The 12,825-nt window shown below is 70.3% G+C and carries 14 protein-coding genes; 5 read left to right on the top strand and 9 right to left on the bottom strand.

Annotated features, from left to right (window positions below; translation table 11 throughout):
* Window positions 1–36: 36 nt before the first annotated feature.
* Window positions 37–225 (top strand): 50S ribosomal protein L28, encoded by a 189-nt coding sequence (gene rpmB / locus AC6CCG_RS07605; RefSeq protein ID WP_496653882.1) that lies wholly within the window; start codon window positions 37–39, stop codon window positions 223–225.
* Window positions 226–318: 93 nt separating this feature from the next.
* Window positions 319–1,005 carry an HAD family hydrolase gene (locus tag AC6CCG_RS07600; protein ID WP_496653881.1) on the top strand — a complete coding sequence of 229 codons (687 nt, stop codon included), beginning with the start codon at window positions 319–321 and terminating at the stop codon, window positions 1,003–1,005.
* Between the two features lie 51 nt (window positions 1,006–1,056).
* On the opposite strand, the gene AC6CCG_RS07595 is transcribed toward AC6CCG_RS07600, so the two are convergent.
* The 6 genes from AC6CCG_RS07595 to AC6CCG_RS07570 form a co-directional block, all read right to left on the bottom strand.
* On the bottom strand, window positions 1,057–1,422 hold the full coding sequence (locus AC6CCG_RS07595; protein ID WP_496653880.1) for an SGNH/GDSL hydrolase family protein: 366 nt from the start codon (window positions 1,420–1,422) through the stop codon (window positions 1,057–1,059).
* Window positions 1,423–1,669: 247 nt separating this feature from the next.
* Window positions 1,670–2,563, bottom strand: coding sequence for an aminoglycoside phosphotransferase family protein (locus AC6CCG_RS07590; protein ID WP_496653879.1), 894 nt, complete (start codon window positions 2,561–2,563; stop codon window positions 1,670–1,672).
* A complete protein-coding gene (locus AC6CCG_RS07585) occupies window positions 2,560–3,549 on the bottom strand; it encodes a phosphotransferase family protein (protein ID WP_496653878.1) in 990 nt (329 codons plus the stop codon). Before AC6CCG_RS07585 ends, AC6CCG_RS07590 begins: the two co-directional genes overlap by 4 nt.
* A 2-nt stretch (window positions 3,550–3,551) precedes the next feature.
* Window positions 3,552–4,391, bottom strand: a complete 840-nt coding sequence (locus tag AC6CCG_RS07580; protein ID WP_496653877.1) for an NAD-dependent epimerase/dehydratase family protein — start codon at window positions 4,389–4,391, stop codon at window positions 3,552–3,554.
* Window positions 4,331–6,016: a ribonuclease J gene (locus AC6CCG_RS07575; RefSeq protein WP_496653876.1), complete on the bottom strand. Its 1,686-nt coding sequence runs from the start codon at window positions 6,014–6,016 to the stop codon at window positions 4,331–4,333. The genes AC6CCG_RS07580 and AC6CCG_RS07575 overlap by 61 nt, the downstream gene beginning before the upstream one ends.
* A gap of 1,100 nt (window positions 6,017–7,116) precedes the next feature.
* On the bottom strand, window positions 7,117–7,665 hold the full coding sequence (locus AC6CCG_RS07570) for a GNAT family N-acetyltransferase (RefSeq protein ID WP_496653875.1): 549 nt from the start codon (window positions 7,663–7,665) through the stop codon (window positions 7,117–7,119).
* A 23-nt stretch (window positions 7,666–7,688) separates the two neighbouring features.
* On the opposite strand from AC6CCG_RS07570, the gene AC6CCG_RS07565 reads away from it, so the two are divergent.
* Complete coding sequence (locus AC6CCG_RS07565) at window positions 7,689–8,639, top strand: aminoglycoside phosphotransferase family protein (protein WP_496653874.1); 951 nt, start codon at window positions 7,689–7,691, stop codon at window positions 8,637–8,639.
* On the opposite strand, the gene AC6CCG_RS07560 is transcribed toward AC6CCG_RS07565, so the two are convergent.
* Window positions 8,623–9,123 carry a MarR family winged helix-turn-helix transcriptional regulator gene (locus AC6CCG_RS07560; protein ID WP_496653873.1) on the bottom strand — a complete coding sequence of 167 codons (501 nt, stop codon included), beginning with the start codon at window positions 9,121–9,123 and terminating at the stop codon, window positions 8,623–8,625. The genes AC6CCG_RS07565 and AC6CCG_RS07560 overlap by 17 nt on opposite strands.
* Before the next feature lie 66 nt (window positions 9,124–9,189).
* Here AC6CCG_RS07560 and AC6CCG_RS07555 point away from each other — a divergent pair, with 66 nt between their 5' ends.
* Window positions 9,190–9,639 (top strand): deazaflavin-dependent nitroreductase, encoded by a 450-nt coding sequence (locus AC6CCG_RS07555; protein WP_496653872.1) that lies wholly within the window; start codon window positions 9,190–9,192, stop codon window positions 9,637–9,639.
* Between the two features lie 90 nt (window positions 9,640–9,729).
* On the opposite strand, the gene cds1 is transcribed toward AC6CCG_RS07555, so the two are convergent.
* Window positions 9,730–10,824: an L-cysteine desulfhydrase Cds1 gene (gene cds1 / locus AC6CCG_RS07550; RefSeq protein ID WP_496653871.1), complete on the bottom strand. Its 1,095-nt coding sequence runs from the start codon at window positions 10,822–10,824 to the stop codon at window positions 9,730–9,732.
* Between the two features lie 210 nt (window positions 10,825–11,034).
* On the opposite strand from cds1, the gene AC6CCG_RS07545 reads away from it, so the two are divergent.
* Window positions 11,035–12,108 carry a 3-deoxy-7-phosphoheptulonate synthase gene (locus AC6CCG_RS07545; protein WP_496653870.1) on the top strand — a complete coding sequence of 358 codons (1,074 nt, stop codon included), beginning with the start codon at window positions 11,035–11,037 and terminating at the stop codon, window positions 12,106–12,108.
* Here AC6CCG_RS07545 and AC6CCG_RS07540 read toward each other — a convergent pair.
* A complete protein-coding gene (locus AC6CCG_RS07540; protein WP_496653869.1) occupies window positions 12,092–12,814 on the bottom strand; it encodes an LmeA family phospholipid-binding protein in 723 nt (240 codons plus the stop codon). The genes AC6CCG_RS07545 and AC6CCG_RS07540 overlap by 17 nt on opposite strands.
* Window positions 12,815–12,825 lie beyond the last annotated feature (11 nt).

Raw genomic sequence — 12,825 nt, 5'->3', positions numbered from 1 at the left:
GCTGACCGTACCGAGAACGTTTGTGGGAGAAATCCAGTGGCTGCCGTATGTGACATCTGCGCCAAGCGCCCCAGCTTCGGCAACAACGTGCCCTGGTCGAAGAAGAAGACCAAGCGCCGTTGGAACCCGAACATCCAGCGGGTCCGGACCGCGGTTCCCGGCGGCTCCACCAAGCGCGTCAACGTGTGCACCTCCTGCCTGAAGGCCGGCAAGGTCGCTCGCTGACCCTTTGACAGCAGGCCCGCTCCTCCCGGAGCGGGCCTTTTGCTTGCCCGGCGGAGCTGAGCCCACTGTGGGAGGGCCGCTAGCCTGTGGCCGGTGGCCCGGTTCGACGCGGTGATCTTCGACCTGTACGAGACCCTGATCACCGAGTTCGACCCGTGCTGGCGGCCCGGGCCGACGACGGCCGGGCGGCTCGGGATTCCGGAGCACTCCTTCGAGCGTGTCTGGCGGGCTCGGAAGCCGGACCGGATGACATCGCTGCTCGGGTTCCGGGAGGTGCTGGCTGAAGCGTGTCGCGCGGTCGGCGTCCCAGCGGATCCCCGGGTGATCGAGGCGTTGTACGCGGAGCGGCGGGCCGTGAAGGCTCGGGCCGTGACCACAGCCGACACCGGCGTGATCGATCTCCTGGGACGGCTTCGTGCGGCCGGGCTGCGGCTCGGGGTCGTGAGCAACTGTGCCGTCGAGGAGGTGTCTGCCTGGCCGGACAGTCCGTACGCCGTCCTGTTCGACGATGTCACGTTCTCCTGTCGGGTCGGAGTTGCGAAGCCGGACCGCGCGATCTATCTGCACTGCTGCGACAACCTCGGCGTCCCGCCGGAACGGACCGCGTTCATCGGCGACGGCGGCAGCGATGAACTGGCCGGCGCGGAGGCGGCGGGACTCACCGCCTTCCGGGCGCGGTGGTTCCTGGATCGCTGGCCGCAGACGATACGTGATCGCCATCCCAGATTCGGGGTCCCGGACCTCGGGTCGCCCGCGGACGTGCTGGCGATCCTGGACTGAGCCGTGGCGAGTCCGGCCTTGGGACGCGATCGGGGTGAGCTGCCGGACTGCTCACCGGCGCCCGGCACCGGACCCGATCGCGTCGGCGATCTCGGGCGAGAGCTTCTCGTAGGCCCCGCGCGACAGATGGATACCGTCGTCCTCGTACGCCGCCGGACCGAGCGTACCGGTTATCGCCCCGACATCCAGAGCGACGCCTCCAGCTGCCTTGACCAGCTCGGCCAGGATCGCGCTGTACGTTCGGATCCGAGTGTTGATCTCGTCGGTTTCGGAGGGGTCAAGAGCGCGGAGCAGGTCACGGGGCAGCAGAGCGATCCAGAGTCCGCCGACTTCCAGTTCTCGCGACACGTTGTCCCGGAAGATCGCCGGGGAACTGCCGTACGGGATATGGCTGTCGCTGCTTCCGATCGACACCACGACAGCCTTGTAGTCCGCCACGGCCCGGTCGCCGATCTGGTCGCGGAGGGATCCGGACCATGCGCCCCGGCGGCTCGACACTCGACGTCGGCGCCGAATGCCTGCGGAACCAGATCGGGGAGATCGTTGTACAGGCGAGCGAGGTTGCTGTCACCTACGAGAAGGACTGTCATCCGGCCATCCTGGCCGAGGGTACTGACATCCGGGCGGGCACCTGTCGGCGCAGCGACGCCCAGCTCGGACATGATCATCGAGGACTCACCTCGAGCAGGCCATCGGAGACCAGGAGCCGAAGCTCGTCGTTGTCGGTCCTCGGTACGTCCCCGCGGGCCAGATCCCAGAGCAGGCCGGTCACGGCTCGGGCCTGAAAGCAGCGGCGAGACAGGTCCGGGTCCACGCCGGCGGCCTCGCTGAAGATCATGATCCGGCGCCGGAGCTCGGCGAGATGATCACTGGCCGGGAGCCGGTAGACACACATCGTCAAGGCGTCGTAGGCAGCCGGGCCGGCCATCCCCTTGGGATCGATCACCAACCAGCCGCGTTCGGAGTGCAGGATGTTCCCCTCGTGCAGATCACCGTGCAACATCGTGGTCGTCCTGTCCCGACCAAGATCACGTACGGTCTCGACGGCGGCGCCGACCACTCGCGCCGGCAGCGTCACCCCGGCCGCCCGGCGATCATCGTGCAGCTGGTGCTCCCACTCCGCTGTGGTGTCGGCGAGCCGTCTCATACCGGCCGGCGCCGGCACGGCCAGCCGTGCCGACAGCTCGCCGCCGATCATGATCGCCTCGTCCACTCCGACGTCGAGCCGGCGGTCCTCGACCCGTTCCAGCAGCAGCACCAGGCCGTCCGGGGAGCAGTCGTACAACCGGACGGCGCCCTCGCCGTTCCACAGTCTGAGAGCCCGGTGCTCGTCCAGGTTGCCCGGGTGCGGCGGGGAGATCTTGATCACCGCCGGGCCGTACGGAGAGCGGACCGGGATCACCACGGCCACCCCACCGGCCCGTACGTCACCCTCGGGCACGCAGGACCAGCGGTCCAGGTGGCCGCGGGCCAGCTCGGGGAAGCCGGCGATCCACGCGGCGGCACCGTCGACGTCACGACGGATCAGCTCGGCCAACCGGTCCGGGACCTTGATCATGATGCGCGCACCGCACCGGCCAGGGACTCGGGATAGCCGGCGTGCCGGCGCAGCTCGTCGTCCGGCGCGTACGGGATCAGCCGGTGCCAGGAGTTGTACCGGTGCAGCCGGGCGATGATCAGGGCCGGCCCGATCAGGTCGCGCAATTCCCCCTCCTCGGCCAGGTGGGTCCAGCCCTCGAGGTAGCCGTCGACGACCCGGCGGATCCGCGGGTCGTCCCGCGGGCAGTCCCAGGCCTGTGCGATCCGGTGGATCGCCACGTCGAGGACGCAGAAGGGATGGCTCCAGATCGCATCGCCGAAGTCGAGGAAGCGGACGCCGCCGCCGGATGGGGCGCACGTGTTGGTGGGCTGGAGGTCGTTGTGCTGCAGGGAATCCGGCAACGGAGTCTCGGCGAGCCGTCGTGCGGCCTCGGTGATCACCGACCGGTTCCGGCGGACCGCGGCGAGCACGTCCGGACCGATCCGGGACGGATGATCGGCGGGCAGCCGGGCCAGTTCGGCCAGTTGCGCTTCGAAGCGGTCCGCGGCCTCGGGCACCGGCAGAACCGACAGTCCGGTCGGGGCCAGCTCGTCCCGGTGCGCCGCCACGGCGCGCTGGAGCTCGCCGTACTCGATCATGACCCGGCGGTACGTCTCGACCGTCGCCCCGAGTTGATCAAGAGTGGGCCCGCCGTCCGGGCTCAGCAGCCAACCGCGATCGAGCTGGACGGCCAGCGGGACGAGCACCCGTCCGGGCACCAGGCGCGCCAGCTGCTGCACGAGACCGGCCTCGAACCGGAGCGGCGGGCAGTTCTCCTTGAACCAGTAGCGTCCGCCGCTCGTCGGCACGGTGAGGTGCACCGACCAGGGCCGCAGCCGTGCCTGCTCCACAGGTCCGGTCACCACCAGGCCGGCCGCGTCGAGCCGGTCACCGATCCAGGCCTCGACCTCCGCCCGCCAGGGTCCGCTCGCCCAGCGCGCCATCAGGTCCGGCCCGTTGATCATGGTCAGGCGTCCGGGTCGACGGGCCAGAGCCGGCACCGGTACGGCGGCGGCGTGCCGCCGGGCAGCCCGTCGCCGGAGATCCGCACCCGCGGCTGCCAGCCGAGCTCGCTGCCGGGGCCGACGTCGTAGCGCGGGTTCGGGCAGTCGGAGGCGCCGAAGTAGCAACCGTAGCGGCGATCCGTCTGCAACGACGCGGTGATCAGCGTACGCAGATCGTCGTCGGCGAGATAGGCCCGTTCATCGGGCCGCCAGGTCAGCGGATGGCCGACCAGGGCGAACCGCAGGCAGACGACGTGGGCGTCGGCGACCTCGTCCGCGTACAGCCGGCCCAGCACCTCCATGGCCCCTTTGCTCGCGCCGTACGGACAACAGGGCCGGACCGGCCAGGACGGGTGGACCGGCCAGTCGGCCGTCGTGTTGTAGCCGCCGCAGGCGTGCACCGAACTGGCGATCACCAGGCGAGGGATGCCGCGGCGGCGGGCGGCCTCGAGCAGCGCCGCGGTGCCGCCGACGTTGACGTCGTAGAGGTCCGCCGGAGCGGAGGCTGGACTGGCCAGGCCGCCGAGGTGCACGATCGCTCCGACGTCCTCGGTGATCTTGTCCACGTACCCGGCATCGCGCAGGTCGCCGGGCAGGAACGTCTCCCCCGCGACCGGCGGGGTCGGCGGCTGCCGGAGATCGGCAAGGACGACCTCGGCCCGGTCCCGGAGCAGCGGACGGAGCAGTTGCGCCACCACGCCGGCGCCGCCGGTGAGCAGCAGCCGGCCCTGCGTGATCATGGTCAGGCCGGGATGATCAGCGGAATGATCATGGGCCGGCGACGATGGGTGTCGCTCACCCACTTGCCGAGCTGGCGTCGCATCACCTGCTGCAGTCGGTGCACGTCGTCGACGCCGTCGCGCAGCGCGTCCTCGAGCGCGGTGACGATCAGCGGCCGTACCTCCTCGAAGACGCTCTCGTCCTCGACGAAGCCGCGGGCATGGATGTCCGGGCCGGTGACGATCTTCTGCGCATGGGTGTTGACGACCGCGATCACCGAGATGAACCCTTCCTCGCCGAGGATCCGGCGATCGGTCAGGGCGTCCTCGCTGATGTCGCCGACGGTGGAGCCGTCGACGAAGATGTACCCGGCGTCGATCTTGCCGGTCACCCGCGCGACGCCCTTGACCAGGTCGACCACAGCGCCGTCCTCGGCGATGATCGTCCGCTCGGACGGCACCCCGGTCGCGATGGCCAGGTCACCGTTGGCGATCAGGTGCCGGATCTCGCCGTGCACCGGCATCACGTTCTTCGGCTTGATGATGTTGTAGCAGTAGAGCAGTTCCCCGGCCGACGCGTGCCCGGACACGTGCACCAGCGCGTTGCCGCGGTGCACCACCTGGGCGCCGAGCCGACTCAGCCCGTTGATCACGCGGTAGACCGCGTTCTCGTTACCGGGCACCAGGGAGCTCGCCAGCACCACGGTGTCGCCCGCTTTCAGGCTGATCACCGGGTGCTCCTTGTTGGCCATCCGGGCCAGCGCGGACAGCGGCTCGCCCTGCGACCCGGTGGAGATGATCACGACCTGGTCCGGCCGGTAGTTGTCGATGTCGCGGAGTTCGATCAAGGTGTTGTCCGGCACCTTGAGATAGCCGAGGTCGCGGGCCACGCCCATGTTGCGGAGCATCGACCGGCCGACGTACACCACCTTGCGGCCGTGCAGCACGGCGGCGTCCATCACCTGCTGGACCCGGTGCACGTGGGAGGCGAAGCAGGCGACGATGACCCGCTGCTTGCTGGTGCTGAACACCCGCTGCAGTGCCGGGTTGATGTCCTTCTCCGGCGTCGTGAAACCCGGCACCTCGGCGTTCGTCGAGTCGATCATGAGGAGGTCGACGCCCTCCTCACCGAGCCGGGCGAACGCCCGCAGGTCGGTCAGCCGGCCGTCCAGCGGCAGCTGGTCCATCTTGAAGTCGCCGGTGTGCAGCACGAGTCCGGCCGGAGTCCGTACGGCGACCGCGAGGGCGTCCGGAATCGAGTGGTTGACCGCGATGAACTCGAGCTCGAAGGGTCCCGCGGTGAACGTGCTGTTGTCGGTCACCTCACGCGGACGGGTGCCCCGGATCCGGTGCTCCCTGATCTTCTCCTGGACCAAGGCGAGGGTCAGCTTCGACCCGATCAGCGGAATGTCCGGCCGCTGTTTGAGGAGGTACGGAACCGCCCCGATGTGATCTTCGTGCCCATGGGTGAGCACCAGCCCGGCGATGTCGTCGAGCCGGTCGGCGATCGCGTCCAACCCGGGCAGGATCAGGTCGACGCCGGGATGATCGTCTTCGGGAAACAGCACTCCGCAGTCGATCAGCAACAGCTGGCCGCCGTACTCGATCACGGCCATGTTCCGTCCGACGTCGCCGAGGCCGCCGAGCGGGATGACGCGCAGATTTCCCGACTTCAACTTCGGCGGTGTCTGCAAACTTGAGGCTGCCACAAGGACGAACGTTACAAGAAGCGGAGCGCCCGCCGAACCAGCGGGACCCACCGCACTGCTGGACCGGCGGGATGCGCAAGGGACCGAGGCGGGCGACCCACAGCCCGCGCGCCGCCGTCGGCTGGGCCAGGCGTGGTCTGGCGAGTCAGGGCCGCGGGCGAGGAGGGCGACCGGGCGACGATGGCGACCGGGGCAACGAGAGAGCCAGACCGAGGCGGGCGGCTCGCGAAAGGAGGAGGCACGGGCGGCAGACCGCGAGAGGGGCGGCGATCGCTGCGGGAATAGGCCCGGGCGACGAGTACCGGCCAGCTGAGTGGGACGAGGCGGCGGCGCGAGCTGGGCCAGGCGTGGTCCGGTGAGTGTGGGCCCAGGAGGCGAAGAGGGGGATCGGGCAACGAGGGCGACCGGGCAACGAGAGAGGCGGAGCGAGCCAGACCGAGGCAGGCTCGCGAAAGGGTGAAGCGGCACGGGTGCAGGCACGCGAGAGACGCAGCCCGCGATGTGGGAATGAGCCCGGGCAAGGGTGCCGGCCAGCTGAGCGGGCGAGGCGACAGCGCGAGGCCGCGGCCGAAGCGGGCAGGCAGGGATCGAGACCGGCGGCGCGAGGCGAAGCGGCGCGAGGCGAAGCAGAGCGGGGCGAAGCAGAGCGGGGCGGGCAAGGTTGGGCGGACGGCGGAGCGCGACAGAGCGGGGCGAGGCCGGCGAGGCGGCGACCACGAGAGTGAGCGAGGCGAGGCGGACTGGCGGCGAGCGAAGCGAAGCCGCGCCACGCCGCGCGAACCGAGCCGAGCCGAGCAAACCGAACCGAGCCGAGCCGAGCGGAACGAGCCGAGCGAAGCTGAGCCGAACCGAGCGAAGCGAAGCGAGCGCCCCCGGGTCGCAAACCCAACCACCAATCGCGGGGCCGCGGGGGCTCGGCCCCCGCATAAAACAACGAACCCCCTACGCGAAGCCGCACCAGCGGCGAGCAGGGGGTTTTGGGGTGAGTCCGCGGTTACCTGCTCGGGGGTTCAGGTAACCGCGGACTCGTGATGAGGATCTTGCCAGGTCTCTTGAGATCGCACAAGTGGCAATCTTGAGCAATTCCTGAGCCGCCCGGATCACTCCTCGGCGATGGCGGCGTGCAGCCGGATCTGCTTGATCCGGACCTCCTCGTCGTCGGTGCCGATCTCCCGGTGGCCGCCGTCCGGGGCCCAGCCGGCGGCGGTCAGGAAGCGCCGGAAGTCGTCCTGGGTGGTCAGGATCCAGAGGGTGGCTCGGGTGAACCCGTCGGCGCGCAGCGTGTCGACGGCGGCGTTCAGCATCCGTGAGCCGTGACCGCGGCTCCGGGCCGCGGGATCCACGGCGAATTCGTCGATCAGCCCGTCGCCGGCCACGTCGGCGTCCGGGTCGTCGCTAGGCCGGGTGGTGGCGAAGCCGGTCAGCCGGTCGGACTCGACGGCGACGAGGACCCGGTAGCGGGCCTGCGGGGGCCGGGCGATCGCGGTGTGCCAGGCCTCGGTGGCCTGTTCCTGGCTGATCGCGTCGAGCATCGGCTGGGCCCGTTCCGGCCCGAGTTGATCAAGCCAGACGCGGCGTTGGATCTGGGCGATGGCGGCGGCCTCGCCGGGCAGCGCCAGCCGTACCGAATCGGCGATCTCGTTGTTCACGAGCCCGACGCTACAGTGACGCGGTGACCGGATCTGAGGCCGACCTCGGCCAGCCGCCCTGGGAGATCCCGGCGCCCTACCGGTTGCAGGTCGCTTCCATGCCAGGTTCTGCCGACTGGCTTCCGGAGCTGCGCGCTCTTGCGGGACGGTACGCCGAGCAGTGGGCGGTTCGCCCGGACGGCCCGGCGATGTACGGCTGGACGTCGCCGGCCTGGCCGGTGGTCGACGGGGCGGGCCGGAGAGCGGTCCTCAAGATCACCCCGCCGGTCAGCTGGATCGAGGGCGAGGCCGCCGCACTCAGCGCCTGGTCTCGGCACGATCACCGTTCCGGCGAGCCGAGGATGATCACGCCGCTCGCCGTGTCGGCCGCGGATCGGGTCGTCCTCCTCCCCCGGCTGGATCCGACGCGCTCGCTGGAAGATCATCCGGATGTCGACGAAGCGATCGACATCATCGGCCGGATCCTGGTCGGCATCGCGGGCACTCCACCGGTGGCCGGCCCCAGCACGGTGGCCGAGGAGCTGGTCCGGATCGAGGACGGTCTGGCCGACGGCGGACCGGTGCCTGCCGACCAACTCGACCGTGCCCGTCGACGCATCGCCGAGTTGCGTGATCATCTTGCGACGACGCCACAGACCCTGCTGCACAACGATCTTCATTTCGCCAACGTCCTGCACACCTTGCCGGGCGACGATCCTGGCTGGGTCGGCATCGATCCGTTCCCGACGATCGGCGTCGGCGCCTGGGAACCGGTCCCCATGCTGCGCAACCGTTGGTCGGCAGCGGCGGCGACCGGGGATCCCGACCGCTCGTTGCGCCGTCGGGTGGACCGGCTCTGCGCGATCACCGGGTACGACCCGGAGCTGGTCCGCAGCTGTGCCCAGATCGTGGCCGTGTCGAACCTGCACTGGATCCTGCCGGACCGGCTTGATCATCTGCACGCACCGCCGTACCTGATCATGGCCGGTTGGTGACCCGGCGCGGCCGGGTCGAGCGGCGCAGCGACCGGGCCGATTCCTCCAGCAGCACGTTGCCCCGGCTCAGGAAGTCGTGGATGGTGCCCAGTTCCCGCTCGGTGTAGCCCTCCAGCTGGGATCGCCCTGCCTCCGCGATCGTCGTGTAGACCTTCTCGGTCAGCCGTACGGCCCGCGCCGTCAGGGTGATCACGGCCCGCCGGCGGTCCTCGGTGGCCGGCTCGCGGGTGGCGTGACCGGCGTCGACGATGCGCTGGATCGCGGTGGTCGTCGCGGCCGGGCTGAGGGCCGCCTGCTCGGCCAGCTCGCCGGCCGACAGCGGCCCGCGCAGTGACAGCAGCCCGATCAGTCGCAGGTCGGTCCGGTTGACCCCGAACAGCGCCGCGGCCGCGTCGTCGTAGGTGTCGGTCAGGTGCTGGAACTCGGCGACCTCGTACTGGATGGTTTCGATCAGTTCGGCCCGGGAGCTTGATTGCTTCGACACTCGAACTATCCTAGCCGAAGCATATTATTTCGAATCTCGAAACAATCTCCCCGGAGGAAGTTCACGATGACCACGACGACGTATCGGCTGCCCGGCTACCTCAAGATCGCCAACCCGTTGATCAAGGGTCTGAACCGGCTCGGCCTCTCGCTCGGCACGATGCGGGTGATCGCCGTGCCCGGTCGCAGGTCCGGCAAGCTCCGCGCAACGCCGGTCTCCCCGCTCACCGTCGAAGGCCACCGGTACGTCATCGCCGGCCTGCCCGGCAGCGACTGGGCCAAGAACGCCCGGGCCGCCGGCTGGGGGCTGCTGTCCCGCGGCCGCCGGGCCGAGCGGGTGACCCTCACCGAGGTGATCGAGCCTTCCGAGCAGCGGGCCGTGCTGCGGGCGTTTCCGACCGCGGTGCCGCACGGAGTGGACTTCTTCGTCCAGGCCGGCGTCACGCCGGGACCGACACCGGACGACTTCGAGCAGGCCGCCGGCCGGTGCGCGATCTTCATGATCACTACGAGCTAGCCGGCCACCCCGGCCGCAACCGCCGCACGGCGTCCTCGACCGCCGGGAGGTCACCGGCCGGTGATCAGGTGGGACCGTGACGGGGCTTGATCAGGACAGCTCGGGATCGAACTCGCCGGTCGCCTCGAACTTGGCCAGCCGGGCGGCCGGCTCGGTCAGGTCGAGACCTTGATCAGCGACCCAGGCGTCGTCGTAGTAGGTGCCGGCGTAGCGTTCGCCGCCGTCGCAGAGCAGCGTGACCACGCTGCCGGTCGCGCCCTGCGCCCGCATCCGGGCGATCACGCCGAGGGCGGTCCAGACGTTGGTGCCGGTCGACCCGCCGACCTTGCGGCCGAGCCGGTCCGAGGTCCAGCGCATCGCCGCGATGGAGGCGGCGTCGGGAACCCGGACCATGTCGTCGATCACGCCGCCGACGAAGGACGGTTCGACCCGCGGCCGGCCGATCCCCTCGATCCGGGACGGCATCCCGGTCATGTAGTCGGAGGTGTCCAGTTGCCAGCCGTCCAGGAAGGCCGAGTTCTCCGGGTCGCCGACCATGATCTTGGTCGGGTGGCGCCGGTAGCGGACGTACCGGCCGATCGTCGCGGAGGTGCCGCCGGTGCCGGCGCTGACCACGATCCAGGCCGGGATCGGGTGCGGCTCGGCGGCCAGCTGCTCGAAGATCGACTCGGCGATGTTGTTGTTGCCGCGCCAGTCGGTGGCCCGCTCCGCGTAGGTGAATTGATCAAGGTAGTGACCACCGCACTCCGCGGCCAGCCGGGCCGCTTCGGCGTACATCTCCGGCGGCCGGTCGACGAAGTGGCAGCGACCCCCGTACCACTCGATCAGGGCGATCTTGGCGGCGCTGGTGCGGCGCGGCATCACCGCGACGAAGGGCAGCCCGAGCAGCCGCGCGAAGTAGGCCTCGCTGACCGCGGTGGAGCCGCTGGAGGCCTCGATCACCGTGGTGTCCCGGCCGATCCAGCCGTTGCAGAGCGCATACAGGAACAGGGACCGGGCCAGCCGGTGCTTCAGGCTGCCGGTCGGGTGCACCGACTCGTCCTTCAGGTAGAGCTGGAGATCGCCGACCTGGTCCGGCAGCGGGAACACGTGCAGATGGGTGTCCGCGCTTCGGTTCGCGTCGGCCTCGACCCGGCGCACGGCCTCGTCGATCCACGCCCGGTCGGTACGGTCACAGCTCGCCACGGGTTCAGCGTATGCGCTATCATCGGCGCCGTGAGTTTCCGTTGGCAGGCGTATTTTGGGTTGGCTCTGGAGGAGCCCGCCGCTTAGTACGCACGCCGCGAGACCTCCAGAGCCAACAAGGCAGAGACCGATGTCTCTGCCTTTCGTCATTCCAGGACGGGTTGGCCAAGCGGAGACCTCACCAGCCCGTCGGACTCCGAAGGGACTGTCATGATCAAGACCCACGATCTCCGGATCCGTGGCTTCGAACCCCTGCCGACACCCGCCGAGCTGCGCGAACGGCTGCCGCTCAGCACCGAGACCGAGGGCCTCGTCACGACCAGCCGGCGGGAGGTCGAGGCCGTGCTGCGCGGCGACGACGACCGGCTGCTGGTCGTCGTCGGGCCGTGTTCGGTGCACGATCCCGACGCCGCGTTGGAGTACGCCCGCCGGCTGGTCGCCGAGGCCGAGCGGCACGCCGACCGGCTGCTGATCGTGATGCGGGTCTACTTCGAGAAGCCGCGTACGGTCGCCGGCTGGAAGGGCCTGATCAACGACCCACACCTGGACGGCACCCATCGGGTGGCCGAGGGGCTCGAGCTGGCCCGTGGCGTGCTGCGCGACATCACCGCGCTCGGGCTTCCGGTCGGCTGCGAGTTCCTGGAGCCGATCAGCCCGCACTACATCGCGGACGCGATCAGCTGGGGCGCGATCGGGGCCCGGACCACGGAGAGCCAGGTGCACCGGCAGCTCGCCTCGGGCCTGTCGATGCCGATCGGCTTCAAGAACGGCACCGACGGCGATGTCGGCGTCGCCGTCGACGGGGTACGGGCAGCGGCGCAGAGCCAGGTCTTCTTCGGCGTCGACGACTCCGGCCGGACCTGCGTGGTTTCGACCACCGGCAATGAGTACGGCCACGTCATCCTGCGCGGCGGCCGGACCGGGCCGAACTACGACTCCGCCTCCCTCTCCGCAGCCGCCGCGCGCCTCACCGAGGCCGGGCTACCGGGCAAGGTCGTCGTCGACGCGAGCCACGCCAACAGCGGCAAGGACCATGTCCGGCAGGCCGAGGTGATCACCGAGCTGGCCGGCCAGATCGCGGCCGGCGACCCGATCTCCGGGGTCATGATCGAGAGCTTCCTGGTGCCGGGCCGGCAGACGCTGACCGACGCGGGCCGGGCCGGCCTGGTGTTCGGCCAGAGCGTCACCGACGCCTGCCTGGGCTGGGAGCAGACCGAGACCGCGCTCGACCTGCTGGCGTTCGCCGCGACCCGGCGCCGGGGCGGGGTCAGCGCGCGATGCTGATGTCCCGTCCGGCCAGCCCGAACTCGAGCCCCGACTCCCTCGCGGTGACCGCGGTCAGGGTGAGGTCGAACGGCAGCTGAGGCAGCGTGAACGAACGCAGCAGCGAACTGAGCAGGACGTCCACCAGGGTCTGCGGCAGGTCCACCCCGCCGACCTTGAGCTGCGGGTCGATCAGCGACAACCGGCCGGACTCGATCACCGGCCGGCCGGTCAGTGTGCCGGACACGGTCTGACCGCCGACCGGGGCGGTGAAGTCGATCGTGATCCGGCCCTCGGGCACGTACCGGATCTCGGCGCCGCCGAGCGAGCTGAGCGAGGCGTAGTCGGCGAAGGCGGTGCCGTTCACCGTGCCGGCGGTCAGCTGCCGGTCGCCGATCCGTACGTCCTCCAGGGCCAGGTCGAGCCGGTCCAGGGTGCCGGACGCGCTGGCGCCGGACACCGGGATCTGCTCGGCGGTCAGATTCACCCGGCCGAAGCGCTGGGCGATCAGCTGGGTCAGGAACGGGACCTGGGCGACCTCGACCTCCGGCCGCTCGGGGGTGCCGATCTTCTCCTGCAGCCGGGCCCCGACCTGGTCCTCGGCGACCCGCTCGCCGATCCGGTCCGCGGCCACCACCAGGCAGATCAGCACGATCAGGGCGATGATCAGCACGGTCAGCGGCCGGCCCCGCCGCCGCGGCTTGGGCGGCGGCGGCTGGATCGTCATCGGCGGGATCG

This window comes from Microlunatus sp. YIM B11417 (assembly GCF_059617205.1).
This window is presented reverse-complemented; position numbering and strand designations above follow the sequence as displayed.